At 58.6% G+C, this 26,433-nt stretch carries 23 protein-coding genes; 7 read left to right on the top strand and 16 right to left on the bottom strand.

Annotation, left to right across the window (positions count from 1 at the left end):
- Positions 1–123: 123 nt before the first annotated feature.
- From V0R60_RS25225 to V0R60_RS25210, 4 genes are all read right to left on the bottom strand, one after another.
- Positions 124–261, bottom strand: a complete 138-nt coding sequence (locus tag V0R60_RS25225) for a hypothetical protein (protein WP_330080870.1) — start codon at positions 259–261, stop codon at positions 124–126.
- A gap of 14 nt (positions 262–275) precedes the next feature.
- Positions 276–1,382, bottom strand: a complete 1,107-nt coding sequence (locus V0R60_RS25220) for an NADH:flavin oxidoreductase/NADH oxidase (RefSeq protein WP_136477877.1) — start codon at positions 1,380–1,382, stop codon at positions 276–278.
- 117 nt (positions 1,383–1,499) lie between these two features.
- On the bottom strand, positions 1,500–3,209 hold the full coding sequence (recJ, locus tag V0R60_RS25215) for a single-stranded-DNA-specific exonuclease RecJ (protein ID WP_330080871.1): 1,710 nt from the start codon (positions 3,207–3,209) through the stop codon (positions 1,500–1,502).
- A gap of 38 nt (positions 3,210–3,247) precedes the next feature.
- Positions 3,248–3,790 (bottom strand): YaeQ family protein, encoded by a 543-nt coding sequence (locus tag V0R60_RS25210; protein ID WP_136477879.1) that lies wholly within the window; start codon positions 3,788–3,790, stop codon positions 3,248–3,250.
- A 131-nt stretch (positions 3,791–3,921) separates the two neighbouring features.
- Here V0R60_RS25210 and V0R60_RS25205 point away from each other — a divergent pair, with 131 nt between their 5' ends.
- The 3 genes from V0R60_RS25205 (at position 3,922) to V0R60_RS25195 (ending at position 6,914) form a co-directional block, all read left to right on the top strand.
- Complete coding sequence (locus V0R60_RS25205) at positions 3,922–5,121, top strand: CaiB/BaiF CoA transferase family protein (protein WP_136477880.1); 1,200 nt, start codon at positions 3,922–3,924, stop codon at positions 5,119–5,121.
- A 46-nt stretch (positions 5,122–5,167) separates the two neighbouring features.
- Complete coding sequence (locus tag V0R60_RS25200; protein ID WP_375547300.1) at positions 5,168–6,055, top strand: TIGR02285 family protein; 888 nt, start codon at positions 5,168–5,170, stop codon at positions 6,053–6,055.
- Positions 6,056–6,251: 196 nt separating this feature from the next.
- Entirely contained in the window at positions 6,252–6,914 is a 663-nt protein-coding gene (locus tag V0R60_RS25195; protein WP_136477881.1) for a response regulator transcription factor, read from the top strand.
- 8 nt (positions 6,915–6,922) lie between these two features.
- Here the strand turns inward: V0R60_RS25195 and V0R60_RS25190 are convergent, their stop codons facing one another.
- The 6 genes from V0R60_RS25190 to xerD all read right to left on the bottom strand — a co-directional run bounded on the left by V0R60_RS25190 (position 6,923) and on the right by xerD (position 16,579).
- Positions 6,923–8,137 (bottom strand): EAL domain-containing response regulator, encoded by a 1,215-nt coding sequence (locus V0R60_RS25190; protein ID WP_136477882.1) that lies wholly within the window; start codon positions 8,135–8,137, stop codon positions 6,923–6,925.
- A gap of 76 nt (positions 8,138–8,213) precedes the next feature.
- Positions 8,214–11,816: a transporter substrate-binding domain-containing protein gene (locus V0R60_RS25185; protein ID WP_330080872.1), complete on the bottom strand. Its 3,603-nt coding sequence runs from the start codon at positions 11,814–11,816 to the stop codon at positions 8,214–8,216.
- Positions 11,817–11,903: 87 nt separating this feature from the next.
- Positions 11,904–13,313, bottom strand: a complete 1,410-nt coding sequence (gene thrC / locus V0R60_RS25180; RefSeq protein ID WP_203542061.1) for a threonine synthase — start codon at positions 13,311–13,313, stop codon at positions 11,904–11,906.
- Positions 13,314–13,417: 104 nt separating this feature from the next.
- A complete protein-coding gene (locus V0R60_RS25175) occupies positions 13,418–14,722 on the bottom strand; it encodes a homoserine dehydrogenase (protein ID WP_136477884.1) in 1,305 nt (434 codons plus the stop codon).
- An 81-nt stretch (positions 14,723–14,803) separates the two neighbouring features.
- Complete coding sequence (gene dsbC / locus V0R60_RS25170) at positions 14,804–15,538, bottom strand: bifunctional protein-disulfide isomerase/oxidoreductase DsbC (protein WP_136477885.1); 735 nt, start codon at positions 15,536–15,538, stop codon at positions 14,804–14,806.
- Positions 15,539–15,682: 144 nt separating this feature from the next.
- Entirely contained in the window at positions 15,683–16,579 is an 897-nt protein-coding gene (gene xerD, locus V0R60_RS25165; protein ID WP_136477886.1) for a site-specific tyrosine recombinase XerD, read from the bottom strand.
- 76 nt (positions 16,580–16,655) lie between these two features.
- On the opposite strand from xerD, the gene V0R60_RS25160 reads away from it, so the two are divergent.
- Positions 16,656–18,458 carry a cation:proton antiporter gene (locus V0R60_RS25160; RefSeq protein ID WP_136477887.1) on the top strand — a complete coding sequence of 601 codons (1,803 nt, stop codon included), beginning with the start codon at positions 16,656–16,658 and terminating at the stop codon, positions 18,456–18,458.
- A 52-nt stretch (positions 18,459–18,510) separates the two neighbouring features.
- Here the strand turns inward: V0R60_RS25160 and V0R60_RS25155 are convergent, their stop codons facing one another.
- The 6 genes from V0R60_RS25155 to ffh form a co-directional block, all read right to left on the bottom strand.
- Complete coding sequence (locus V0R60_RS25155) at positions 18,511–18,918, bottom strand: acyl-CoA thioesterase (protein WP_136477888.1); 408 nt, start codon at positions 18,916–18,918, stop codon at positions 18,511–18,513.
- 94 nt (positions 18,919–19,012) lie between these two features.
- Positions 19,013–19,363, bottom strand: coding sequence for a 50S ribosomal protein L19 (rplS, locus tag V0R60_RS25150; RefSeq protein WP_038996821.1), 351 nt, complete (start codon positions 19,361–19,363; stop codon positions 19,013–19,015).
- A 43-nt stretch (positions 19,364–19,406) separates the two neighbouring features.
- The gene (trmD, locus tag V0R60_RS25145) at positions 19,407–20,159 is read right to left on the bottom strand and encodes a tRNA (guanosine(37)-N1)-methyltransferase TrmD (protein ID WP_136477889.1); all 753 of its coding nucleotides are present in this window, start codon (positions 20,157–20,159) and stop codon (positions 19,407–19,409) included.
- Between the two features lie 3 nt (positions 20,160–20,162).
- Positions 20,163–20,699, bottom strand: a complete 537-nt coding sequence (rimM, locus tag V0R60_RS25140) for a ribosome maturation factor RimM (protein ID WP_136477890.1) — start codon at positions 20,697–20,699, stop codon at positions 20,163–20,165.
- A gap of 5 nt (positions 20,700–20,704) precedes the next feature.
- Complete coding sequence (gene rpsP, locus V0R60_RS25135; protein ID WP_136477891.1) at positions 20,705–20,956, bottom strand: 30S ribosomal protein S16; 252 nt, start codon at positions 20,954–20,956, stop codon at positions 20,705–20,707.
- A gap of 263 nt (positions 20,957–21,219) precedes the next feature.
- Positions 21,220–22,596: a signal recognition particle protein gene (gene ffh / locus V0R60_RS25130; RefSeq protein ID WP_136477892.1), complete on the bottom strand. Its 1,377-nt coding sequence runs from the start codon at positions 22,594–22,596 to the stop codon at positions 21,220–21,222.
- 196 nt (positions 22,597–22,792) lie between these two features.
- On the opposite strand from ffh, the gene V0R60_RS25125 reads away from it, so the two are divergent.
- The 3 genes from V0R60_RS25125 (at position 22,793) to V0R60_RS25115 (ending at position 26,405) form a co-directional block, all read left to right on the top strand.
- Positions 22,793–23,605: a cytochrome C assembly family protein gene (locus tag V0R60_RS25125; RefSeq protein WP_136477893.1), complete on the top strand. Its 813-nt coding sequence runs from the start codon at positions 22,793–22,795 to the stop codon at positions 23,603–23,605.
- 13 nt (positions 23,606–23,618) lie between these two features.
- Positions 23,619–24,833 (top strand): transporter associated domain-containing protein, encoded by a 1,215-nt coding sequence (locus V0R60_RS25120; RefSeq protein ID WP_330080873.1) that lies wholly within the window; start codon positions 23,619–23,621, stop codon positions 24,831–24,833.
- 267 nt (positions 24,834–25,100) lie between these two features.
- Positions 25,101–26,405 carry an MFS transporter gene (locus V0R60_RS25115; RefSeq protein WP_330080874.1) on the top strand — a complete coding sequence of 435 codons (1,305 nt, stop codon included), beginning with the start codon at positions 25,101–25,103 and terminating at the stop codon, positions 26,403–26,405.
- The last annotated feature ends 28 nt before the right edge of the window (positions 26,406–26,433 follow it).

Here is a 26,433-nt window from a genome sequence, read left to right as displayed (position 1 = left end):
GCCCCTGGTGGGGCAAGCCCTTTGCTTACTTTGGGGCGACTGCCAAAGTAAGGCGCCGTAAGGGCGCAAAGGTGACTAAGCGCCACCCGCGCAAACGGATCAGCCCCAAATCGAAGAGCCTCATCACAAGCCCACCACCACCACCACCACCACCACCACCACCACCACCACCACCACCGGCTGCACTTGCGACAAAACTGGATCGCCAAAAAGCTCGCCCCGATCACATACGCTCTGCTGAAAGCCAGTCAATGACAGCAAGCTTGCCCCCCAATTCAGTCACGCAAATCAGACTCATGAATGGGATTAGCCCGACTGGTGGCACGCTGATACTGTGCCGGCCAGGTCGCCCGATTCCCCCCCAGATCATCATCCGCATGCAACGGCCAGTACGGATCGCGCAACAGTTCCCGGGCCAGGAAAATGATATCGGCCTGGGCCGTGCGCAGGATAGTTTCAGCCTGCATGGGATCGGTAATCATCCCAACCGTCCCCGTGGCAATGCCTGACTCCTCGCGCACTTTCGCAGCAAATTGCGTCTGATACCCAGGACCCGTAGGGATCTCGGCGTTGACCGAGGTGCCGCCCGATGACACATCGATCAGGTCCACACCCAGCTTTCTCAAGCGCTTGGCCAGCTCTACGGTTTCATCCGGGTTCCAGCCATCCTCCACCCAGTCGGTAGCCGACAGGCGCACGAACAACGGCAATTCCTCTGGCCACACTTCCCGAACCGCTTCGGTCACTTGCAAGGTCAAGCGAATGCGATTTTCGAAACTGCTGCCATAGTCGTCGCGGCGCTGATTGCTCAAGGGTGAAAGAAACTGATGCAGCAGATAACCATGCGCGGCATGCACCTCGACCACTTTGAAGCCCGCCTCCAGCGCGCGCCTGGCTGCGTCCGCAAAGGCCTGGATGGTCTCGTCGATCTGCTCCTGAGTCATTTCCACGGGCGCAGTGTGCTGCGGATCAAAGGCGATTTTCGACGGTCCCATGGGGATCCAGCCGCCCTCCTCCACCTTGACGCTGCCATGCTTGCCAAGCCAGGGTCGATAGGTACTGGCCTTGCGCCCGGCATGAGCCAGTTGAATGCCCGGCACGGCGCCCTGGGCGGTAATGAAGCGGGTAATGCGCTGCAACGGCGGGATCTGCGCATCGTCCCACAACCCCAGATCCTGGGCGGTGATTCGTCCGTCAGCAGTAACGGCTGTTGCTTCGGTAAAAATCAGCCCAGCGCCCCCCACCGCCCGGCTACCCAGATGGACCAGGTGCCAATCATTGGCCAGGCCATCGACACTGGAATACTGGCACATGGGTGAAACTGCAATTCGGTTGGGCAAGGTCAGGTGACGCAGGGTGTAGGGATCAAGCAGCAGGCTCATGGGGCACCTCTCAAATCAAGTGGTAAGGCTCCAGATGGTTGACCGGTCGACCACAGAATCTTCCCCGCAGGTTCATCGACCAATCATTCTGAGCCTAGACCACTTTGATCCTAGGGTTCAGCGTGGCTCCATATGAGCGATCATCAATTGCACACTTTCCTGCCCGCGAAACTCGTTGACGTCGAATTTGAAGGCCAGCTCGACCCAGCGCACCGTTGGATTCGGCCAGACATCACGGTCCACGCCGAACGCGATGCCGTCGAGCTTCACCGAACCACACTCGCTTTTGAGCACGACTTTGAGGTGCCGTTCGCCGACCACCCGCTGCTCGACCAACTGGAATACCCCATGAAACAGCGGCTCGGGAAAATGTTGTCCCCATGGCCCGGCATGACGCAGGGCACGGGCCAGTTCCAGATGAAATTCCTCGACGGCCAGGGTGCCATCGGAAAGCAGGCGACCGGTCAAATCGTCCTCGCACAGTTGCCGGCGAACTTCTTCGTCGAATGCCTGGGCAAAGGCCGGGAAGTTTTCGCCGGGCAACGACAGACCCGCGGCCATGGCATGACCACCGAATTTGCTGATCAGTTGCGGATGACGAGCGGCCACTGCATCCAGTGCGTCACGAATGTGAAAGCCTGGCACCGAACGGGCTGAACCTTTGAGCATGCCCTCGCCGGCGTCGGCAAAAGCAATGGTAGGACGGTGGTAACGTTCCTTGAGGCGCGAAGCAAGAATACCGATCACGCCCTGGTGCCAATCCGCTTCGAACAGGCACAAGCCGAAAGGCATGGATTCCAGCGGCAGGTCCTTGAGCTGAGCGAGTGCCTCGCGCTGCATGCCCTGCTCAATGGATTTGCGGTCCTGGTTCAACTCATCGAGCTGCCCAGCCATCTCACGTGCCAGATTTGGATCGTCGCTGAGCAAGCATTCGATACCCAGGCTCATGTCATCCAGACGACCGGCTGCGTTCAGGCGCGGGCCGAGAATGAAACCAAGGTCAGTGGACGTGATCCGCGCATGATCACGTCGGGCGACCTCCAGGATGGCCTTGAGCCCCGGTCGTGCCCGCCCCGCCCTGATCCGCTCAAGCCCCTGATGAATCAGGATACGGTTGTTGGCATCCAGCGGCACGACGTCGGCAACGCTACCCAGCGCCACCAAATCGAGCAATTCGCCAATATTCGGTTGTGCTGCATTGTCGTAATGGCCAAGGCTGCGCAAACGAGCGCGCAAGGCCATCAGCACATAGAAAATAACCCCGACTCCGGCAAGCGCCTTGCTCGGGAACTCGCAACCCGGCTGGTTTGGATTGACGATGGCATCGGCGGCGGGCAGGTCATGGCCCGGCAAATGGTGATCGGTCACCAACACTTTCAGGCCGGCCGCCTTGGCCGCGGCCACTCCTTCCACACTGGAGATGCCGTTATCCACGGTAATCAGCAGTTGCGGCTGGCGCTGCAGCGCAACTTCGACGATTTCAGGGGTAAGTCCATAGCCATACTCGAAGCGATTGGGCACCAGATAATCGACATGGGCCGCTCCCAGCAAGCGCAAGCCCAGCACCCCTACCGTGCTGGCCGTGGCACCATCGGCGTCGAAGTCGCCAACAATCAGGATACGCTGGCGCTGAGCCAGGGCTTCTACCAGCAGGTCTACTGCCGCCCCAATGCCCTTGAGTTGCTGATAAGGCAGCAGTCGCGCCAGGCTTTTGTCCAGTTCGGCCGCACTTTGTACGCCACGGGCGGCGTACAAGCGGGTCAACAGCGGCGGCAAGTCGCCAAGGAACGGCAAATTAACTGGCAGGGGACGCGATTCGATGCGCATGGGGCAGTAAAAGCTTCTCTATGGATGAAGGGAAAAAATCAGCCGCGCTCGCCAAGCAGCCACTGCAGCTGGACTTCGTGCTGGCCACGGTCATCGGTAACGAACACCGTGCCTTCGCTAATCATTACGTCCCACTTGATCGCCCGCGGCATGTCGGTGGCCAGGGTCTCGAGAACCTCCTGCGGTACCGCTGCAATATTCACGTTCTTCAGGTTTTTGACAGCCGGGAGTACCTTGGTCTCCCACACCCGCAGGCTGCCATAGGCCAGCAGGCTGGTGCGTTCGGTACGACGCGAACACCAGGTCAGGCGGTCAGCGTCCGGCTGCCCTACTTCGATCCAGTGCAGGATGCGATCGTCCAGGCTTTTTTCCCACAGGGCTGCTTCATCCACATCTGAAAGACCCCGCCCGAACGACAGCTGTTCGTTGTACCACAGGGCATAGGCCAGCAACCGAACGGCCATACGCTCCTCGGTTTCCGACGGATGACGGGCGATGGTCTGCTTTACGCTTTCGTACACGCCGCGGTCGAGGTCGGTGAGGTTCAGTTCAAATTTGTAGGTAGTGGACGGCTGGGCCATGGACGGGGCTTCTTGCGACAGGGAAAGTCGCCCAGTCTAACCGATCCGCATGTTCCTTGCGCCGCGGCAGTATCTGAGCGCGCCCAGCTATGATAAAAACGGGGGTTCTGACCAGTTGCTACGGACGCCCCATGCCTACGCCCAGCAAACCCCTCGCCGGCCTCAAAGTCATCGAACTCGGCACCTTGATCGCCGGCCCGTTTGCCTCGCGCATCTGCGCAGAATTCGGCGCCCAGGTCATCAAGGTCGAGTCACCCGATGGCGGTGACCCTTTGCGCAAGTGGCGCAAGTTGTATGAAGGCACCTCGCTGTGGTGGTTTGTGCAGGCGCGGAACAAACAGTCTCTGACGCTCAACCTCAAGCATGCCGAAGGCATCGAAATTCTCAAGAAGCTGTTGTCCGAAGCCGACATCCTTATCGAAAACTTCCGCCCCGGTGTGCTGGAAAAGCTCGGACTGGGCTGGGACACACTGCACGCCCTGAATCCGAAACTGGTCATGGTGCGGCTTTCAGGTTTCGGCCAGACCGGCCCAATGAAAGATCAGCCCGGCTTTGGTGCCGTCGGTGAATCCATGGGTGGCCTGCGCTATATCACCGGTTTCGACGACCGTCCGCCGGTACGGACCGGCATCTCCATTGGCGACTCGATTGCCGCGCTCTGGGGGGTGATCGGCGCGCTGATGGCGCTACGTCATCGCGAAGTCAACGGCGGAGAAGGCCAAGTGGTGGATGTGGCGCTGTATGAAGCCATTTTCGCGATGATGGAAAGCATGGTGCCCGAGTTCGACGTGTTTGGTTTTATTCGCGAACGTACCGGCAACATCATGCCGGGCATTACCCCCTCCTCGATCCATACCAGTGCCGATGGCAAGCATGTACAGATCGGGGCCAACGGCGATGCGATTTTCAAGCGTTTCATGCAAGCCATCGGGCGCCAGGATCTTGCCGACGATCCGACCTTGGCCAGCAACGACGGGCGTGACCTGCGCCGCGATGAACTCTATGGCGTCATCGATCGCTGGGCCCGCACGTTGCCGTTGGATGCGCTGATGCAACTGCTCAACGACGCCCAAGTGCCGGCCAGTCGAATCTTCAGTGCCGAAGATATGTTCAGTGACCCGCAGTTCCTCGCTCGGGAGATGTTCCTGCAAGCCAAGCTGCCGGACGGCAAGCCATTCAAGATGCCCGGCATCGTGCCCAAGCTGTCGCAGACGCCAGGCTCCAGCGAATGGGTGGGGCCGGAACTAGGCGCACATACCGAGCAATTGCTAGGTGAGCTGGGTTACGACGGGGCAGAGATTGCTCGTCTGCGTCAGCAAGGCGCGGTGTAAACATTGCGCCTGGCCCGGTGAGCAGCCCGACGGTGGAGACTCGTATATGACCCGACGCAGGCAACAACGCTGTCGTACGCTGCTGGTATGGGCCTTCTGTACCCTGATGGGGGCCGGCATTCCGGGTGCGGCCTGGGCCAAGGAACATCTTGTCTGGCTGCTGCGTGATCTACCGCCGCTGACCGTCTTCGAGGGCTCGAGCAAAGGTCAGGGTATCGTCGATCAACTGCTGCCGATGCTGATCGAAAAAATGCCTGAGTACGATCACAGTATTCTTCGGGTCAACCGCGCTCGCGGTAACCAGATGCTGCAGGAGGGACGCTTCACCTGCGACCCGATGCTGCTCTGGACCCCTGAACGAGCCAAGTACATACACTTCTCGCAACCCAGCCTGGGCGTACTCAGCAGTGGCCTGGTGGTCCGACAGAAGGACCAGCAACTGCTTACCCCTTTTCTGAACAAGGGTGAGATCGACCTGCGCAAATTGCTCGAAGACACCGAACTCAAACTGGGAGTAGTTGCAGAACGCAGTTACAGCCCTTCAGTCGACACTTTGCTCAAAACAGTGCCATCGGCAACCCTCAGTCGTCATTTCGGCAATGATGCCGTTACCAACCTGCTACAGATGCAAAAGCGCGAACGCCTGCAACTGTTGCTCGGCTATTGGCCGGAGGTTCGCTACCTGATCAAGCAACAAGGGTGGACCGTAGCCGACTACGGCTTCTACCCCATCCAAGGTGTGGCACGCTATCAGTTCATTCACGTGGGCTGTGCCGATACCCCCCAGGGACGCGAGGCCGTCAGCCATATCAATCAACTGCTCGACAGCTTGCGTCGCGACACCCTGCCCAATCTGTATGCCCAGTGGCTGGATCCGGAGCTACGCGAGCACTACCTCGAAGACAGTCGGCGGTTCTTCGTCGCCCCCCAATGAGCAGGCAAAAAGAAACCCCGAACGTTGGGGAGACCGCTCAGGGTTAAACAAAAGCCCCGTAGGACTTTTAGCGACAGTTGAAAGACATCGGAGCAAAATGCCATTCAACTGGCCTTACACGTTCTGATTACCTAGCGGGGCAAAGGTTCATTCACAGACAGCCCGAGTCTTTCCATTGGTCTACCGGAGCCGCAATTTGAGCACCTCTGCACAGTCGCCCTTGCGTATCGTCCTGGCAGACGATCATCCGATCTTTCGCATCGGGCTACAGGCCGTCCTTGAACAGATACCCAACGTAAAAGTGGTCGCCCAGGCAGCAAGCCCACTGGAACTCATGACTCATCTGCAGGCCGTGGAATGCGACATACTGGTAACCGACTTCATGATGCCGGTGGACCAGCAGAACGATGGTCTGAAACTACTCGAGCAGATTCGCCGACAGCACCCGCAGTTGCCGATCCTGGTGGTGACCATGCTCAACAATGCCGGACTGTTCAGAGCGATGCTCGGCTTGGGTGTGAGCGGCCTTTTGAGCAAGGCCAGCCTGGCTGACGAACTTCCCCAAGCGATTGGCAGCATGTCGCGGGGCAAGGTTTATCTGGCTGCTTCAGTCCAGCATCTGCTAATGCAGGACGGTGCAGTACGCGAAGACAGGATGGCGGACAAAGATCCACTTTCCCCCAAAGAACTTGAAGTCACCCGGTTGCTTGCCGCTGGTCACACGGTGAACCAGATTGCGGCACTGCTCAGTCGCAGCAAGCAGACTGTCAGTTCCCAGAAGGTCAGCGCCATGCGCAAGCTAGGCGTAAGCAACGATGCGGCGCTTTACCTTTATCTGCAGGAAAATGGCCTGACCTGAACAGTGCCTCAGGCAATGGCCTGGCGGTTGAATCGCGTGCGCTCATCCATCCATTGCTGCAGTTCTGCCTCGGGCATGGGACGGGCGATGAAATACCCCTGCATGACCGGTTGTCCAAGGTCCTTGAGTGCCAGCAAATCATCAGCGGTTTCCACGCCTTCAACCACTACATTCAAGTTCATGCGCCGCGCCATCATCAGGGCGCCAGCCACCACCGCAGCCTTGCGCCCGTCGTGGGCCATGCCGCGAACGAACTCGCTCGGCAGTTTCAACTCACTGAACGGCAGCTCCAGCAATCGCTGGACATTGGAAACGCCCGTACCGAAATCATCGATAGACAACTGACAACCCAGAATCCGCAAGCGCAGCAACCCTTCGAGCTGTTGGTTATCCAATGCACTGCCGGCGGTTTCGACGATTTCCAGGGTCAACGCGCTTGCTGGAGCTTCGTGACGATCCAGCGCTGACTTCACCTGGTCGTGAAAATCATCTCGAACCAATAGATCGGGAGCGATATTTACCGCTACCGGCAATGCCTTACCCGCGCAGGCCTGATGCTGCGCACTCAGTGCCAGGGCTTGATCGAGAACATGCCAACACAGGGTATCGAACAAGTCAGTGCGCTCGATAAGCGGAAAAAACTGCGCGGGCGACAAAATACCCAGCCTAGGATGCTGCCATCGCACCAAAGCCTCGACGCCCACCAGCTTGCCATCGAAGCAGACCTTGGGCTGATAGTGAACGGTCCACTGATCTTTACTCTGCGCCAACTCAGCCGCAGTGACTTCCGACAGTTCCAACTGTAATACCGGCCTGGTAGGGCTGGGCTCGACCTGAACCTGCTCCAGGTAGCGGCGGAACAACTGGTTCAAGACAACGCTGTTGGCCGGTTTCTGCAGGCAACCCAGCACCTTCAGTCCAAGTTGCCGAGCCAGCACGCCGACACTGTCGATAACACAGGCCTCGGCGCTGCTGAGAATGATCAACGCTGCGGCCAGATTGTTTTCCGCCAGATGGCGGATCAACGCCAGGCCATCTTGCCCGTCCATCTGCAGGTCACAGATGGCAATGTCAACGCGACCGCGACGCGCCAGGGTCTGCCGGGCGACCTCAACCGAGTCAGCGGTCAGTACGTCAAACACGCCGATGGCATTGAGCATCTGATGCAACGCCATAAGTTGGAAAGGATGATCTTCTAGAATCAGAACCTTGAGTGAGTGCATGAGTCTTACCCGCGTCTGCAAACATGTGCGAGCGACACTTTAGGAAAGAACCCCTCCGCAACCTATCGGACAAGTCCTAAAGTTGGACCGGAATTTTCGCTAATTCCTTATCGATATCTCGGTTGAGCTGCGACAACACGCGCTTCATCTCCTCCCACGCGCCATTCAAGGCGCCTGGGCTTCCTTCAGCACACGCTCGACTCAAGGCAGAACACGCTTGCGCCAACTGCACTGCATCAACCAAGCAAGCAATGCCCTCGAGCCGATGCAGGGAGATCCGGATAGCGCCCACGGCCTGGCTCGCGGCTGCTTCGCCGAGCAACCCCTGCTCCTCAATCAGATTTTTATTAAGCTCCTCCAGCATGCGTCGCATCACCTGGTGATTGGCTTGAGTCATTTGTTGGAGTAGTTGCATGCGGAAGCTGCACACCGGCGCCTGCTCCTCGATCATGGCCGCCAGATGGTTGAGGGACACCGGCTTGACCAGCAGTTCGTCCATTCCCGCTGCCAGGCAGCGCTCGCGCTCCTCTTTCATGGCATTGGCGGTGCAGCCGATTATGGCTGTGGGCGAACGCTGCATACGTCCTTCCAACTGACGAATACTACGGGCCAAGGCATAGCCACTCATCACTGGCATGTTGCAATCTGTCATTACCAGATCGAAGTGATCTGCTTGCCAGGCATCCAACGCCTCCTGACCATTTTTCACCGCCTGCACCTGATGCCCGAGAAACGCCAGTTGCTGGCTGAGAACCAGGCGATTGGCAGACAGGTCGTCAACCACCAGGATGCGCCTTACCGGGCTTTCCTGGCGAAGCGTAACCACTGCCGTGGCTTCAACCGGCGCCTGCACCAGCGGTTCAAGGGTCAGTGTCACCCGTACTTCGGTCCCCTCGCCCGGATTGCTGTGCAAGATGATGGTACCGTCCATCAGTTCCACAAGTTGCCGACAGATACTAAGCCCCAGGCCAGACCCACCGTACTCGGCAGCCAGGCGCGCATTGGCCTGGGCAAATGGGGTGAACAGTTCTGACTGCTGCTTGGCGCTGATGCCAATACCCGTGTCGCACACGCTCAAAAGCAGCCCGACACCCGCTGGCGAATCTTCCCCGGTGCGACTTACCTGCAGGCTCACTCGGCCCAGATGAGTAAACTTGAGGGCATTAGCCAGCAAATTGACCAGTACTTGGCGCAGTCGCAACGGATCGAACCAATACGTGCCATGTGCGTCGTCGGCAACCTGCAATTGCAGGTGCAAGCCTTGCGTTTGAGCCTGGTTTCGAAACTGGCTGACAATGTCTTCAACGAAAGGGAGCAGAGCGGTTGCCTGCGGTGCCAATTGCAAACTACCGGCCTCGATACGGGCCAGATCCAAACTGTCGCCAATCAAGGCAATCAACTCGTTCGCCGTTCGGTACGCCATCTCCAGCCCTGACGACGGCGCTTTGCCTTGGACTAGAGCGGTTTCCCGCTCCAGTTCCAATAAGCCGACGATCACGGCAATGGGCGTGCGAATCTCATGGCTCATCGTCGCCAGAAACGTACTTTTGGCCTGATTGGCTTGTTCCGCCTGCTGGCGCGCCTGCATCAGGTCGGCCTCCAGTTGCTTACGCTTGGTGATGTCGATCCAGCCCCCCAGCAAACCCTGCAACTGCCCGTCAGCGCGGTAGAAAGGCACTGTCCATTGATAGGCCTCAGTACACTGTCCGTCCAACTCGATGCGCCGATCGACGAATAACGGCTTAGAGTCCTGTAACAACTTTATGTAGTCAGCATGAAGTTCATCTGCAAGCTCAGGTGGAATCATTGCGATATCAGTGAGGCGACGCCCCTTGACGTCTTCCAGGCGCAACGAGAACGCCTGTTCGTAGCTTTTGTTACAGGTGATCAAGCGCCCTTCTAAATCCCGCACATAGATGGGATTGGGAATGCCGTCGAGCAACGCGCGCTTGAAGGCCAGTTGATCGTTCAGCGCCTCCTCCGCCTTCTCTCGTTGGCGGATCTGGGCACGCAAGCGACTGCTCCAAAGCAGCGACACCAAACCCAACAGCACTGCGGCGCCAACAGCCCAATAAACCCAAGGTGCGATGCGTTGCCAGGCCGACGCTGGGGGTGCCTGCGCCCCCAGCCATCGCATCCGCAATGCCCGAAGCTCGGCAACCGGAAAGGCTTCCAGCGCTTTATTGAGAATACTCAGGAGCTCCGGCGCGCTACGTCGCACCGAAAAGTGGTCGGGCGCCCATTGTCCCTCAACGCCACGGCCAACCTTGATTGTCGGATCGTCACTGAGCTCCATGTAAGCACCGACTTCGCTGTCGATGGTCGCGACGGCCTCGCCTCGGCGAACCTTTTCCCGCGCTTGCTCCAGCGAGTCCACCAGCAACAGGCGGATGTCGGGATGAGACTGACGAATACTGCTTTCCAGCGCATGCTTGGCTGGCAGCGCTAGCGTTTGTCCTGACAGCTCGTTCAGCGAAGCCGGACCGAGGTCAGGCTGGCGAACAATAAACACCCAGCTCTGCCCACCCAGGGTATGGCTGAAGTCAAGAAACGCACGTCGCTCAGGTGAGTCACTGAGTGTGGTGCTCATGTCTGCCTCGCCGCTCTTGAGCAATGCCAAACTGTGGGCGATGGACGTCGAAGCGGTGAAGCGAAATTGTAGGCCGGTCAATTGCGCAATAGTTGCCAGCACATCGCTATTCAGACCCACCCAGTCGCCCTGACGATTGCGAAACAGGTAAGGCGGATACTGAATGCCTACCACAGCCACTGTGGGATGCTGGGTAATCCATTGACGCTCCTGTTCGGTCAATTCGATCCGATTGTGGGCTACATCCGATCCCAGCCCCGAGGTCCAGCGCGCAAGAATTTCACCGCGAATCGAATCATCGATGCTGATCAAGGCGCGGTCAAACACGTCACGCAAGGTGCGATCCTCAGCGCGCATGGCAAAGGCAAAGCCTATCGGCGGCAAGGCACTGGGGCCCACCACCTGCAACCCGAGATAGGGTCGCAAGCCGTTATAGGCACGAATGATGACCTCGTTACCAATGAACGCATCGACCTCACCCTGGCGCAGCGCTTCCAGCGCGCTGCTGAGGGTGGGTGCAAGGATTACCTTGCTCTGAGGGTAATCTCGCTGCATTTGCTGGAAATCGGCATAGCCATCGAGCAATGCGATTTTTTTCCCAGCCAGTGACGCTTGTGGAACCGGCGCACCGCCGCGCACCACGACCATGGAGCGGTCCGGAATGTAGTCACGGGTAAACACCAGGTCAGGCACACTGCGCTCGAATCCGTTGGCGCTGGTCAGCACATCGATTTCGCCTTCCTGCAGCGCCTTGATTGCTTCCTCGCGTCTGGCAAACGCCAGAACCTGAGTCTGCACTCCCAGGCGGGCCGCGACCAGGCTCAAGTAATCGGCACTGATACCCTGATAGCGGTTACGGTCGATAGTTATGTCGACAGGTTCGTAGTCGGCAAAGGAAATGCCCACCCGTAACACTCGTGAAGGTCCAAGCCACTGGCGTTCGACCTGATTCAACGGCATCGGCTGGAGGCTGATGAACGGGGGCACCAAGGTGAAAGGTAGCTGTGCAGCCAATGCCCATGCACCTGCGCAGGCCCACAACAGGCAGGCTATCACCAGCCCTATTGATCGTTGCTGCCATTTGCTCATCGGTTCCTCGTCGCTCTCGTCTGGTTCAGGCCAGTAAAAACAAAAAAACCCGTCAGAGACGGGTTTTTCTGGGTGTCTATCGGATGATCACAACGGCTTGCCGCGGTTGCCATGCTGCGCGACGAACGCGTGAACAGCCTTCAAGTCGTTGGCCAGAACCGTGCAGCGCTCTTCCCGCGAGAACAGATCGTTCAGGTGCGCTGGCAGCTCAAGCGCTTTACCCACGCCAGCTTTCTCGACGGCCTCGGGGAACTTGACCGGGTGGGCAGTACCGAGCACCACCATCGGCGTGTCCAGGCTGCGCCGGCATTCGCGTGCTGCCTTGACCCCGATTGCGGTATGCGGGTCGAGTACTTCACCGGTCTGGGCAAAGACTTCGGCAATGGTTTCGCAGGTTTGCGCATCATCGACAGCCAGCGAGTCGAACAATTTGCGCGCCTCGGTCCAGCGATCCTGTTCAACGCTGAAGCCGCCACCTTGTTTGAAGTTGTCCATCAGGTCGGCAATTGCTGCACCGTTACGACCATGCAGATCGAACAACAGGCGTTCGAAGTTGGACGAAACCATGATGTCCATCGACGGCGACAGGGTCGCGTGCAGGGTTTCCTTGACGTACTGGTTGCCACTCATGAAGCGGTGCAGGATGTCATTGCGGTTGGTGGCGACGATCAGTTGGCTGATCGGCAGACCCATGTTACGCGCCAGGTAACCGGCGAAGATGTCACCGAAGTTGCCGGTCGGCACCGAGAATGCAACCGAACGCGCCGGGCCACCCAGTTGCAGGGCCGCATGGAAGTAGTAAACGATCTGGGCCATGATGCGTGCCCAGTTGATCGAGTTTACCGCCACCAGGCGGGTACCCTTGAGGAAGCTCTGGTCAGCGAAGCTGGCCTTGACCATTTCCTGGCAGTCGTCGAAGTTGCCTTCGATGGCAATGTTGTGGATGTTCTCGCCGAAGATGGTGGTCATCTGCCGACGCTGAACCTCGGAGACACGTTGATGCGGATGCAGAATGAAAATATCGACGTTGTCGCAGCGACGGCAGCCTTCGATCGCAGCCGAACCTGTGTCACCACTGGTAGCGCCGAGGATCACTACGCGCTCGCCGCGCTTGACCAGTACGTGATCAAGAAGGCGCCCCAGCAGTTGCAGGGCAAAGTCCTTGAAGGCCAGGGTCGGGCCGTGGAACAGCTCCAATACCCATTCGTTGCTGCCCAATTGACGCAGGGGGGCGACAGCGGCGTGAGCGAACTCGCCATAGGTTTCTTCGAGGATCTTCTTGAAGTCGGCATCGGCAATGCTGCCGGTGACGAACGGGCGCATCACCCGAAAAGCCAGCTCGTGATACGGCAGGCCAGCCCAGGAAGCGATCTCTTCCTGGGTGAACCGTGGAAGGTTTTCCGGCACATACAAGCCGCCATCACTGGCCAGACCAGCCAACAGCACATCTTCGAAATTCAGGGCCGGTGCCTGGCCGCGGGTACTGATATAACGCATAAGGACAAACCTTCGGTTTGGGCTTCAAGCTTCAGGCTTCAAGCTTCAAGCAGGAGCGCGTTGCTCCCTGCCTGCCGCTTGCAGCCTATGACTTGCAACTAAAGTTAACTGAGTTGTTCGACGCGGATACGTACCACGTTGCCGACCACGTCCTGCAACGCTTCCAGGGCGGTGATCGCATCGTTCATGCGTTGCTCGACCACGCTATGGGTAAGCAGGATCATCGGCACCAGGCCGTCTTGTTCCTCGACTTCCTTCTGCATGATCGATTCGATGTTGATGCCCCGCTCAGACAAGATGCTGGCCACCTGGGCGAGTACGCCTGGGTGATCCTTGGCCTGGATACGCAGGTAATACGCTGATTCGCAGGCTTCGATCGGCAGGATCGGGTGGTCCGACAGCGAGTCCGGCTGGAAGGCCAGGTGCGGCACGCGATTCTCCGGATCGGAGGTCATGGCCCGGACCACATCGACCAGGTCGGCCACCACCGAGGATGCGGTAGGTTCCATGCCAGCGCCAGCGCCGTAAAACAAGGTGGAGCCAGCGGCATCGCCGTTGACCATGACAGCGTTCATTACGCCATTGACGTTGGCAATCAGGCGATCGGATGGAATCAGCGTGGGGTGTACGCGCAGCTCGATGCCGTTGGCAGTGCTGCGGGCAACGCCCAGGTGCTTGATACGGTAGCCAAGCGCTTCTGCGTAGTTCACATCGGCAGTCGTCAGCTTGGTGATGCCTTCGGTGTAGGCCTTGTCGAACTGCAGCGGAATACCAAAGGCAATGGAAGCCAGGATGGTGAGCTTGTGCGCAGCATCGATACCTTCGACGTCAAAGGTTGGGTCGGCTTCGGCATAGCCCAGGGCCTGGGCTTCGGCCAACACGTCAGGGAAGGCACGGCCTTTCTCACGCATCTCGGTGAGAATGAAGTTGCCGGTACCGTTGATGATCCCCGCTACCCAGTTGATGCGGTTGGCCGACAGTCCTTCACGAATTGCCTTGATCACGGGAATGCCACCGGCTACGGCTGCTTCGAAGGCAACGATAACGCCCTTTTCGCGTGCCTTGGCGAAGATTTCATTGCCATGCTCGGCAATCAGCGCCTTGTTGGCGGTGACAACATGCTTGCCGTTATCGATCGCCTTGAGCACCAGATCACGGGCAATGGTGTAGCCGCCAATCAGCTCGATGACAATGTCGATTTCCGGGTTCGTTGCGACCTCGAATACATCAGCGGTAATGGGGGTACCGGTAATCTGGCAATTCGGGTTTGGCGAACGCATGGCAATCTGCGCCACTTCGATACCACGCCCGGCACGACGGGCGATTTCCTCGGCGTTACGCTGAAGTACATTGAAGGTACCGCCACCGACGGTCCCCAACCCACAGATGCCTACTTTGACCGGTTTCACTGTGAACTCCCCATTGAACGAACGGCGCTAAGCCGTCCGTGATATCAGCCGTCTCCCCATGGTGACGGCTCGCTTGTTGAATTATTTACCGCCGGCCAATGCCAGCTTGGCTACCTGTGGTGCCGGTTGATAACCCGGGATTACCTGGCCGTCTTCAAGAACGATGGCCGGGGTACCGTTGACACCAATGGACTGGCCCAACTGGAACTGTTTGCTGACCGGATTGGCACATTTGGCAGCTTTGATTTCTTTGCCGTCGATCATCTTGTCCAGAGCGCCCTTGCGGTCGCTGGAGCACCAGACGGCTTGCAGTTGTTCATCGCCCGCGGAGCCGAGACCCTGACGCGGGAAGGCTACATAGCGCACTTCAATACCGCGGCGGTTTAACTCGGGAACTTCGGCATGCAGCTTGTGGCAGTACGGGCAGGTAGTGTCGGTAAACACAGTGATGTGCGATTTGGTTTCGCCCTTGGCAGGATAAACCACCATCTCTGCGGCTGGAATAGCATTGATGGTCTTGGCGATGGCCTGACGCTCGGTTTTTTCAGTCAGGTTGACCGGCTTACCGTCCTGGATCTGGTAGAGATAGCCCTGCATGACGAACTGGCCGTCGGGGCTGGCGTACAGTACCCGACCGCCCTGCAGCTTCACTTCGTAAAGGCCGTTCAACGGGCTGGAGGCAACACTTTCAACCGGCAAGCCCAACTCCAGGGTTTGCAGGGTCTTGCGGATCGTCTGCTCGGCGGTATCGGTAGCAGCAGCAAAAGTACTGACCAACGCCAGGGCGGCGGTGGCGATAATCTGGGTCACGCGCATGGGAACTCCTGAAGGCGGGCAAAGAGCCGGTGAGCAACGCGCGTCTTGAAATAACGGCGGTCGAACGGCCCTTGATGCAAACCGTCCAAGCCTACCACAACATCCCCGCGCAGACCGCCCCCAGGCGACACATGCGCGGTGCACTCAGCCACGTGGATGATGGCGCGCATGCAACTCCTGCAATCGCGCACGGGCCACATGGGTATAGATTTGCGTGGTGGACAGGTCGCTGTGTCCGAGCAACATCTGCACCACACGCAGGTCGGCGCCGTGATTGAGTAAATGAGTGGCAAAAGCATGGCGCAAGGTATGCGGCGAAAGGCTTTTACCGATGCCGGCGACCTGAGCCTGGTGCTTGATGCGGTGCCAGAAGGTCTGCCGGGTCATCTGCTCGCCACGCAGGCTGGGAAACAACACATCGCTTGGGCGACCGCCGAGCATTTCGATGCGCCCATCGCGCAGGTAGCGCTCGATCCACACCACCGCCTCTTCCCCCATCGGCACCAGGCGCTCCTTGCTGCCTTTACCCATCACGCGCAATACGCCCTGGCGTAGATTGACCTGGTCCAGGGTCAGGCTCACCAGTTCGGTTACACGCAAACCACAAGCATAGAGAACCTCCAGCATTGCCCGGTCGCGCTGACCAATCGGCTCGCTCAGGTCCGGCGCTTGTAGCAACGCCTCCACGTCGTCCTCGGACAAAGACTTGGGCAATGGCCGTCCCAACTGGGGCATGTCGACCTGCAGGGTTGGATCGATGCCGATCAGCTTTTCCCTGAGCAAATAACGATAAAAGCCACGCACACCGGAGAGAAAACGTGCAGTAGAACGAGGCTTGTAGCCTTGATCCAGGCGCCAGGCCAGATGATCGAGAATCAACTCACGACCAGCAGCGGGCAACGCGACGCCTTGCTCCTGGAGCCAGCCATTGAACAAGGCCAGGTCACTTCGATAAGCGTCGCGGGTATTGTCGGACAGGCCCTTCTCCAGCCACAGGGCATCGAGGAACTGGTCTATCAGAGGATGCTCTAGTGCGGGCATGACAACTCGAAGGCAAAAGACAAAATCGGAAAATTGCCGCTAGTCTTCCACAACACGGTCGGCATAGGGAATTGGAATGAACGATCAACAAATATTGCTGACTTTCGGCGGCATCGGTGGTGCCGCCCTCGCCTGCCAGTGGCTGGCCTGGCGCCTGAAACTGCCTGCGATCCTCTTTCTGCTGCTCAGCGGCATTCTTGCCGGGCCGATTCTTGGTTGGCTTGACCCACAACAGATGTTCGGCCCACTGCTGATGCCCCTCGTTTCACTGGCGGTTGCGCTGATTCTGTTCGAAGGCAGCCTGACCCTGCACCTGTCGCAATGGCGCGAAATCGGCACGGTTGTCCGGCGCATGGTAACCCTCGGCGCACTGTCTACCTGGATAATCATCACCGTCGCTACCCACTGGCTGCTCGGTTTCGACTGGTTACTGGCGACCCTGTTCGGCACCCTGACACTGGTCACCGGCCCCACGGTCATTGTGCCGATGCTGCGCGTGGTGCGCCCCAAATCCACGATTGCCAATATCCTGCGTTGGGAAGGCATTGTCATCGACCCGATCGGCGCCCTGCTGGCAGTGGTGGTATACAGCTTCATCATTGCCAGCGCGGCCGGTAACGGCCTGAGCCAGAGCCTGATGACCTTTGCCGGCGTGATTCTCTGCGGGAGTGCCTTCGGCGCAGCCGGTGGCTGGATACTTGGGCAGGTCATGCGCGAGCAGTGGCTCCCCGAATACCTGCACAATCTCGCCTCTCTGGCCGCCGTGCTGGGGATCTTCATTGCCGCCAACCAGGTCATGCATGAGTCCGGCCTGCTGGCGGTGACCATCATGGGTATGTGGCTGGCCAACATGAAAGGGGTGGACGTCCGGCAAATCCTGCACTTCAAGGAAAACCTCAGCGTCTTGCTGATATCAGGCCTGTTCATCCTCCTCGCCGCTCGCCTGGATCTCAATGCACTGCTTGGCCTTGGCCCGGCGGTATTGGCCCTGCTGTTGGTGATCCAGCTGATCGCGCGGCCATTGAACGTGGCGCTATCAACCTGGGGCTCGCAACTGAACTGGAGAGAACGTGCCTTGCTGAGCTGGATCGCCCCCCGCGGAATCGTGGCAGCGGCGGTGTCGGCAATCTTCGCCATTCGTCTGCATGAAGCCGGACACCAGGGCGCCCTACTGCTGGTACCGCTGACTTTTGCCGTTATTATCGGCACAGTCGTGCTGCAAAGCGCCACAGCGCGCCCCCTGGCACGCATGCTCAAGGTTGCCGAACCCGCGCCCAGCGGCTTTCTAATCGTTGGCGCCAACCCACCGGCCAGGACCATCGCCAAGGCATTGCAGCAACTGGACTGCCGCGTATTGCTGACCGATTCGAGCTGGGAGAACATCCGCGCAGCACGCATGGAAGGGCTGCCCACCTACTTTGGCAACCCGGCCTCGCAACATGCCGATGCCCACCTGGACCTGGTCGGTTTGGGGCATCTGCTCGGACTTTCGCCTTCTGGAGAGCTGAACACCTTGGCCTGTGCGCGCTTTCGCCATGACTTTGGCCATGCACGCCTGTTTGTGCTCGCCAGCGGCCTGGAAGCGCGCCGCAGCGACAAGCACCGCGCCAGCAATGAACATCGCGGACACGTTCTCGGCAGCCAGGAGCTGACCTATGTACAACTGGCCAACCGCCTGCACCAGGGCGCTGAGCTGTACAGCACCCACCTGACCGAGACCTTTGGTTGGGAGGACTACCAGGCGTTGCATGGCCAACGTGCGACCTTGCTGTTTGCTCGAGACAGCAGCGGCTGGGTGCATGTGTTTGGCCCAGAAAGCGTGCTCAAGCCAAGCGCGGGCTGGACGGTGGTGGCATTGATCCAGCCCGAAGTTGAATGATGGTCGTTAGCCCATCTGCCCTGCACTCAGCCGCTGCGTGCCCAGGGTGAGTTCAAAACCCTGGCAACACCGGCACCGGGCGCTTGTCTTCGTCGATAGCCACAAAGCTGAACAGGCCATGGATCGCCTTCTCGCGACTGTCACAGCTCATGCTTTCGACAAACACTTCAACCTCGACCTTGAGGCTGGTGTTGCCTACCGTCGCCACCCGCCCGACCAACTCAACAATGGAACCAGCAGCAATCGGATGCTTGAAATCGATTCGGTCAGTGGACACAGTCACCAGCGGCAACCGGCAAAAACGCGTGGCAGCGATAAACGATACTTCATCCATCCAGGCCAAAGCGGTACCACCGAACAAGGTGTTGTGATGGTTTGTGGTGGACGGGAACACCGCCTTGGTAACGCGAGTTACCGACAGTTCGGTACGGCGTTCGATTTCCTGCTCTCTTGAACTCATAAACTTCACATCTGGGACAAATTACAGACAACAAAAAAGCAGCCCGAAGGCTGCTTTTTTCGCATGGTGGCCGCAGCCACCGGTCAAACTGTCATCAGGACAGTTTTTCCTTGATGCGAGCGGCTTTACCGGACAGGTCGCGCAGGTAGTACAGCTTGGCTTTACGCACGTCACCACGACGTTTCACGGCCAGGCTGTCGATTTGCGGGCTGTAGGTCTGGAAAGTACGCTCAACACCAACACCGTTGGAGATTTTACGAACAGTGAAAGCACTGTTCACACCACGGTTACGCTTGGCGATGACAACGCCTTCGAAAGCCTGCAGACGCGAACGATCGCCTTCCTTCACTTTCACCTGAACGACGATGGTGTCGCCCGGGGCAAAGGTCGGGATCTCTTTGGTCATCTGCTCTGCTTCGAGTGCAAGGATGATTTTGTTAGTCATGCTGTGCTCCTAAGGTAAATCAATTGGATTTACCATCGATACGTTAACTATCGTCCCGCTCACGGAGGTATTCCGTCAGCAGCTTCTTCTCTTCTCCAGAAAGTGAGCGACTTTCCAGAAGATCGGCGCGTCGTTCATAGGTCCGCCCAAGGGACTGCTGTAAACGCCATCGCCGGATATGTGCATGGTTGCCACTAAGCAACACGTCGGGAACACGCTGATCCGCATACACCTCCGGTCGGGTGTAGTGCGGGCAATCAAGCAGACCGTCAGTGAAGGAATCTTCCTCCGCCGAGTCCGCATGCCCTAAAGCTCCGGGCAGCAGCCGCGTAACCGCATCAATCAGGACCATCGCCGGCAGCTCACCACCGGACAACACATAATCACCAATCGACCACTCTTCATCGACATGAGCATCAATAAAACGCTCGTCAATGCCTTCATAACGACCGGCTATCAGAATCAACGATTCGTGCTTCGCCAGGTCCTTGACCGCCGACTGAGTCAGCTTGCGGCCTTGTGGGCTCAGGTAAATTACCTTTGCCGCCTCTCCGGTTGCCTGCCTTGCATCCACCAGGGCATCTTCCAGAGGCTTGATCTTCATCACCATGCCTGGACCACCGCCAAAAGGCCGATCATCCACCGTATGGTGTCGATCTGTGGTGTAGTCCCGCGGGTTCCAGCAGGTCAATTGCAACAACCCCTGTTTTACCGCTCGGCTGGTAATGCCGTACTCACTGATGGCCGAGAACATCTCGGGAAACAGCGTGATGACGTCTACGCGCAGGCTGGCCATTGCTTAGAAGTCCGCGTCCCATTCCACCCTCATTTCGCCTGCATCCAGGTCGATTGCCAGCACGCATTGCTCTGTATAGGGCAACAACCGCTCGCGATCATCCAGGCTGCCTGCGCAGGGCTTGACCACCAATACATCATTCGCGCCGGTCTCCAACAGGTGATCAACCTTGCCGAACAGTTGTTCGTCCTGGTTGATGACTTTCAGGCCTACCAACTGGTACCAGTAGTACTCGTCGCTAGACAGGTTGGGCAGAAGGCTTCGCGAGATACAAATCTCATAACCGCTCAGAAGACGCGCTTCATCACGATCGTCGAGGCCTTTGAGCTTGGCGACCAGATCCTTTTGAGTGGAACGGCCACTGACCAGCTCGACCTGTTTCACCACGCCTTCGCGCCGAAGCGTCCAGTTGCGGTACCCCAACAGGTTTTCAATCGGATCAGTAAAGGAATAAACCTTCACTTCGCCGCGAACGCCGTGAACCGAAAAAATCTTGCCGACAACGATCAAATCGTCAGCACTTTCTGGCGTCGCGTTCATATTGCTCAGGCAGCAGCCTTGGCAGCGTCCTTCAGCAGCTGAGCAACGCGCTCAGACGGCTGCGCGCCAACGCTCAACCAGTGAGCAACGCGGTCTTGCTTAACGGACAGACGAACTTCCTGGCCACGAGCGATAGGGTTGAAGAAACCAACCTGCTCGATGTGCGAACCGGTAACTGGGTTACGCGAGTCGGTCACGGTCAGGGTGTAGAATGGGCGCTTTTTAGAGCCACCACGGGCAAGACGGATGGTTAGCATTGAACATCGTTCCTGTAGTCGGTGCTGCAAATCATAATGCACAGCGGGCACACGGGTGCCCGAAAGGCCGCATATTCTCAAGGAATACACGGACTTTTGCAAATGCCTTTTTAGCTCAAGCAAAAAGGCCCGCCTGTCGATCTGCGAATAACGCTGCCTCTATATAAGGCAACAGTGTCCTACCGCACGGACCAAGAATGTTAACTTCGGCCCGGCGCAGGTTCCGGTCGTCGGTGCGACATGCACCGACAACCTGAATCAGGTTACAGCTTTGGCATGCCACCGCCGGGCATCATTCCGCCCAGGCCGCGCATCATTTTCGCCATGCCACCTTTGGCAGAAAACTTCTTCATCATTTTCTGCATTTGCTTGTGCTGCTTGATCAAGCGACCAATGTCCTGCACCTGGGTGCCGGAACCCAGGGCGATCCGGCGCTTGCGCGAACCACTGATCAGTTCAGGGTCGCGGCGCTCGGCCGGGGTCATCGAGTTGATGATCGCTTCCATCTGCTTGAACTGCTTTTCGGCTGCGCCTTGGGCATTGCCCATTTGCGCCAGGTTTACCCCGCCGATACTTGGCAGTTTATCCATGAGGCCGCCGAGGCCGCCCATGTTCTTCATTTGTTGCAGCTGGTCACGGAAGTCTTCGAGGTCGAAGCCTTTGCCTTTCTTCAGCTTCTTGGCCAGCTTGTCGGCCTTTTCCTTGTCGAGGGTCTGTTCGGCCTGTTCGATCAGGCTGAGCACATCACCCATACCCAGGATGCGCGAGGCAATACGGTCCGGGTGAAACGGTTCGAGCGCTTCGCTCTTCTCACCCATACCGATGAACTTGATCGGCTTGCCGGTGATGGCACGCACCGAGAGCGCCGCACCGCCACGGGCATCACCATCGACCTTGGTCAGGATCACGCCGGTCAGCGGCAACGCATCACCAAAGGCCTTGGCGGTGTTGGCCGCGTCCTGGCCGGTCATGGCATCGACGACGAACAGCGTCTCGATCGGCTTGACGGCAGCGTGCAGGTCCTTGATCTCGGCCATCATCTCGGCGTCGATGTGCAAGCGACCTGCGGTATCGACGATCACCACGTCGATGAATTTCAGCTTGGCTTCGCGAATGGCGGCTTCAGCGATAGCCACTGGCTTCTGGCTGATATCAGACGGGAAGAAAGTAACGCCGATGTCGGTTGCCAGGGTTTCCAGCTGTTTGATTGCAGCAGGACGGTAAACGTCGGCCGACACAACCATTACCGATTTTTTCTTGCGCTCCTTGAGGAAGCGCGCCAGTTTGCCGGCAGTGGTGGTCTTGCCCGCGCCCTGCAAGCCCGCCATCAGCACCACGGCCGGAGGGGCGGCATTGAGCGTCAGGTCTTCGTTGGCGGCGCCCATCAAGCCTTCAAGTTCGGCTTGAACGATCTTCACGAACGCCTGGCCTGGCGTCAGGCTACGCGACACTTCGGTGCCGACCGCACGTTCCTTGATTTTGTTGACGAAATCCTTGACCACCGGCAGGGCGACGTCAGCCTCGAGCAACGCCATGCGCACTTCACGCAGGGTGTCTTTGATGTTGTCTTCGGTCAGCTTGGCCTTGCCAGTGACATGGCGCAACGTCTGTGACAGACGGTCGGTCAGGTTTTCAAACATGGTGATCCTTTCAGGTTCTGTAGAACCGAGGTTTATCAGCTGCCTCTGGCGTATTCGACGGGCCTTGGGCAGGGGCAGATCGGCGATTATAACGAAGACTCGGGCAAGCGCACACCTCGCCGTCGGCTGACAGTCTTCCTTGGCAGGCGCGTTCTATGCCAAACTCAATTCTTTTCGGGCTTGCCTAACAGGACTTATGCTCCCCTTGTCACCCAGCTTGCTACCCAATCTTATCGCCGCCTGCCTGTATGCCGCCGCGACCCTCTATCAAGGCTCCCGTCTGGCGCAAGGTGCCAAGGCCGACAAACGCCTGCTCGGCCTGCTTGGCGCGCTTGCGGTCATTTCCCAGGGCACCGCACTGTTCTGGCAGTTGCTCACGCCTCTGGGGCTGAGCCTGGACTTCTTCAGTGCTGCCAGCCTGATCGCAATGGCGGTGATCACCCTCACGCTGCTGGCCTGCCTGCGCATCCCGGTGGAAAACCTTTTGGTGCTGCTGTTTCCGCTAGGCATGGCCACGGCGCTGATGGCCCAGTTCGCACCATCGGGAACAGTACCGCTGATCAACGAAGAGACCGGTATCCTCGCGCATATACTGCTGTCGATACTGGCTTACGGACTGTTTACCATCGCCGTGTTCCAGTCGTTGCTGTTGCTGGTGCAAGACCACCAGCTCAAGCACAAGCATCCTTCCGGCCTGATCCGCAACTTCCCCCCACTGCAGACCATGGAAAGCTTGCTGTTCGGCTTTCTCTGGACCGGCTGGGGCTTGTTGTCGCTATCGCTGATATCCGGCTGGCTGTTCCTCGACAATCTGTTTGCCCAACACCTGGTACACAAGACCCTGTTGGCGTGCCTGGCCTGGATAGTCTTCAGCGTATTGCTGTGGGGCCGCACCCGCCTTGGTTGGCGTGGCCACAAGGCAATCCGCTGGACCCTGGCCGGTTTCTGCCTGCTGATGCTTGCCTACTTCGGGAGCAAGCTGGTGCGTGAATTCATCCTGCATATCTGACAGGCACAGGTAAATGGACGAACTGCCGTTAGGACCCTTGCTTGGCATTCTGGCCCTGGCGCTGCTCTGGTCGGCAATATTCACTGCGGTGGACGCCGCCCAGCAGCAACTCAACAGCGCGCGACGCAACGGTCTGACGGACGAACATCCGGAACTGGCGGTCGCACCACAATCGCTGGTGCTCTGCTCGACCCTGGGCAAGTTGCTGGTCCTGGCTCTGGCCTGCCTGCTGGGTCAACGCTATAGCGGCGAACAAGGTTTCTGGCTTAGCGGCCTGGCAGGCGCAGCCCTTGTACTGATCCTGGCCGAGTACCTGCCACGGCAATTGGCGCGGCGCAATCCACAGACGTTCATTACCTTGGGCAACAGCTTGCTCAAAGCGCCATTGAAGATGCTCCAGCCCCTGGCCTGGCTACTCGATGGCTGTGCGCGAGTGCTGCTGCGTCCGTTTCGGGTTCAGCCCCACGCGGTGACCCTGCACGACCAGGGCAGCTACGATACTGCCCCAGAAGAACAACTGCATGCCGACTACCGCCTCAATCTTCCCGAAAGCCTGCTGGCCCTGGACAAAATCACTGTCAACGACATTCTGGTACCGCGCAATGATGTCGACGGCATCAATCTCGACGACCCGATCGAGCAGATCATCGAACAGCTGATCATCAGCCGTCACACGCGCCTGCCGGTCTATCACAGCGACATCAACCAGGTTGAAGCCATACTCAACACCAAGCTGATCAGCCATTTGCTGCCCAAGGCCGAATTGACCCGCGAAGCCCTGCAGGCAGCCTGCTACGACCCCTACTTCGTGCCTGAAAGCACCCCCTTGCAACTGCAGTTGCTCAACTTTCACAAGCAACAACGGCGCCTCGGCGTAGTGGTCGATGAGTATGGCGAAGTGCTGGGCATCGTTACCCTGGAAGACATTCTCGAAGAAATCGTCGGCGAATTCGAAGACGAGCACAGCCTGGACAATCCGCACATCCACCCTCAAGCCGATGGGCGCTTCGTCATCGAAGGAACGGTGTCGATCCGCGAGCTGAACCGCAGCCTGGGTTGGCACCTCCCCAGCGATGGCCCGAAAACGCTAAATGGCCTGGTCACCGAAGCCCTGGAAAGTATCCCGGCCAGCGCGGTATGTCTGAAAATTGGTCGTTACCGGCTGGAAATTCTCGAAACAGAAGACAATTGTGCCAGTCGCATACTGGTCTGGACGGTAACTCGCTAGCTATACTCGGCCAACGCTTACCCAGCCTGGCCGTCTCGCTTGCTACCCGCACCCTGCGTCTCCCGGCCAGCCCGCATCACTGAATAATGCGCATTTTTCCGGCACTGCTTCACACCCCCGAAGATTGCCCGCGCCGCCCCTATCCCCAACGGGCGTATGCTCAGTCACGCGACCAACAACAATATGCTCCGGCGCCTGCCCGCTGCTACCTGCCTGTGCAGGACAGCTACTGCGCCCATGGAGTACTCGACTGTCAGGGATAATCGCATGACAACCAGCAGCACCTACGCCGAAACGGCCCAGGCCAGCCCCGGCAATTCGCCGGCGAGAGTGGCAACCGCCAGCTTCATCGGCACCGCCATCGAGTTCTACGACTTTTATGTCTACGCCACCGCCGCCGCCCTGGTGATTGGCCCGGTGTTCTTTCCGCAGACCTCTGGCACCGCCCAGATGCTTTCGGCCTTTCTCACCTTTGGTATTGCCTTCCTCGCTCGTCCCCTGGGTTCAGCCCTATTCGGCCACTTCGGCGACCGCATCGGACGTAAATCCACCTTGGTGGCATCGCTACTGCTGATGGGGGTCTGTACCACCCTGATCGGTGTACTGCCGGGCTACGACAGCATCGGGGCCTGGGCACCGATCCTGTTGTGCGTACTGCGTTTTGGCCAGGGCTTGGGCCTGGGCGGTGAATGGGGCGGCGCAGCACTGCTGGCCACTGAAAACGCGCCCAAAGGTAAGCGTGCCTGGTTTGGCATGTTCCCCCAGCTTGGGCCTTCAATCGGCTTTCTGGCCGCCAACGGCCTATTCCTGACCCTCGCCATGACGCTGACCGACGAGCAGTTCCGCAGTTGGGGCTGGCGCATTCCCTTCCTGCTCAGCGCAGCACTGGTCATTGTTGGCCTGTATGTACGGCTCAAGCTCGAAGAAACTCCAGTGTTCGCCAAAGCCATTGCCCGTCACGAACGGGTGAAAATGCCGGTGGTCGAACTTTTCGCCAACTACTGGATGCCGGTTCTGCTCGGCGCCTCGGCCATGGTGGTGTGTTACGCCCTGTTCTATATATCCACAGTGTTCTCGCTCAGTTATGGCGTGTCCACCTTGGGATACAGTCGCGAAACCTTCCTCGGCCTGCTGTGCTTCGCCGTGCTGTTCATGGCCCTGGCCACGCCGCTGTCGGCCTGGTTGAGCGACAAATACGGGCGCAAACCGGTGCTGATCGTCGGTGCGATCCTGGCAATTCTTTCGGGCTTTACCATGCAGCCGTTGCTGACCTCGGGCTCAACTGCAGGGGTGGCACTGTTCCTGGCCATCGAGCTGTTTCTGATGGGCGTGACATTTGCCCCGATGGGCGCATTGCTGCCCGAACTGTTCCCGACCCACGTGCGTTATACCGGCGCCTCGGCAGCCTACAACCTGGGCGGAATTGTCGGTGCTTCGGCTGCACCGTTCTTTGCCCAGAAGCTGGTAACGATGGGCGGTTTGAGCTGGGTTGGCGGGTATGTCTCGGCAGCAGCGCTGTTAAGCCTGATTGCCGTCCTGTGCCTGAAAGAAACCCGGCACTCGGAGCTCTGAAAGCTGCAAGCTGCAAGCTGCAAGCGAT

Source organism: Pseudomonas auratipiscis (assembly GCF_036324085.1).
Taxonomy (GTDB): Bacteria; Pseudomonadota; Gammaproteobacteria; order Pseudomonadales; family Pseudomonadaceae; genus Aquipseudomonas; species Aquipseudomonas auratipiscis.
This window is presented reverse-complemented; position numbering and strand designations above follow the sequence as displayed.

Bases quoted from the DNA above. Each gene is read 5' to 3' on its own strand.
- V0R60_RS25210 (WP_136477879.1), bottom strand. From the start codon at position 3,790: ATGGCCCAGCCGTCCACTACCTACAAATTTGAACTGAACCTCACCGAC.
- thrC (WP_203542061.1), bottom strand. From the start codon at position 13,313: ATGCGTTATATCAGTACCCGCGGCCAGGCACCGGCCCTGAATTTCGAA.
- V0R60_RS25220 (WP_136477877.1), bottom strand. From the start codon at position 1,382: ATGAGCCTGCTGCTTGATCCCTACACCCTGCGTCACCTGACCTTGCCC.
- dsbC (WP_136477885.1), bottom strand. From the start codon at position 15,538: ATGCGCGTGACCCAGATTATCGCCACCGCCGCCCTGGCGTTGGTCAGT.
- V0R60_RS25205 (WP_136477880.1), top strand. From the start codon at position 3,922: ATGCCTACGCCCAGCAAACCCCTCGCCGGCCTCAAAGTCATCGAACTC.
- V0R60_RS25185 (WP_330080872.1), bottom strand. From the start codon at position 11,816: ATGAGCAAATGGCAGCAACGATCAATAGGGCTGGTGATAGCCTGCCTG.
- V0R60_RS25155 (WP_136477888.1), bottom strand. From the start codon at position 18,918: ATGAGTTCAAGAGAGCAGGAAATCGAACGCCGTACCGAACTGTCGGTA.
- rpsP (WP_136477891.1), bottom strand. From the start codon at position 20,956: ATGCTAACCATCCGTCTTGCCCGTGGTGGCTCTAAAAAGCGCCCATTC.
- V0R60_RS25160 (WP_136477887.1), top strand. From the start codon at position 16,656: ATGAACGATCAACAAATATTGCTGACTTTCGGCGGCATCGGTGGTGCC.
- V0R60_RS25115 (WP_330080874.1), top strand. From the start codon at position 25,101: ATGACAACCAGCAGCACCTACGCCGAAACGGCCCAGGCCAGCCCCGGC.
- xerD (WP_136477886.1), bottom strand. From the start codon at position 16,579: ATGCCCGCACTAGAGCATCCTCTGATAGACCAGTTCCTCGATGCCCTG.
- recJ (WP_330080871.1), bottom strand. From the start codon at position 3,209: ATGCGCATCGAATCGCGTCCCCTGCCAGTTAATTTGCCGTTCCTTGGC.
- V0R60_RS25190 (WP_136477882.1), bottom strand. From the start codon at position 8,137: ATGCACTCACTCAAGGTTCTGATTCTAGAAGATCATCCTTTCCAACTT.
- rplS (WP_038996821.1), bottom strand. From the start codon at position 19,363: ATGACTAACAAAATCATCCTTGCACTCGAAGCAGAGCAGATGACCAAA.
- ffh (WP_136477892.1), bottom strand. From the start codon at position 22,596: ATGTTTGAAAACCTGACCGACCGTCTGTCACAGACGTTGCGCCATGTC.
- rimM (WP_136477890.1), bottom strand. From the start codon at position 20,699: ATGAACGCGACGCCAGAAAGTGCTGACGATTTGATCGTTGTCGGCAAG.
- trmD (WP_136477889.1), bottom strand. From the start codon at position 20,159: ATGGCCAGCCTGCGCGTAGACGTCATCACGCTGTTTCCCGAGATGTTC.
- V0R60_RS25125 (WP_136477893.1), top strand. From the start codon at position 22,793: ATGCTCCCCTTGTCACCCAGCTTGCTACCCAATCTTATCGCCGCCTGC.
- V0R60_RS25120 (WP_330080873.1), top strand. From the start codon at position 23,619: ATGGACGAACTGCCGTTAGGACCCTTGCTTGGCATTCTGGCCCTGGCG.
- V0R60_RS25200 (WP_375547300.1), top strand. From the start codon at position 5,168: ATGACCCGACGCAGGCAACAACGCTGTCGTACGCTGCTGGTATGGGCC.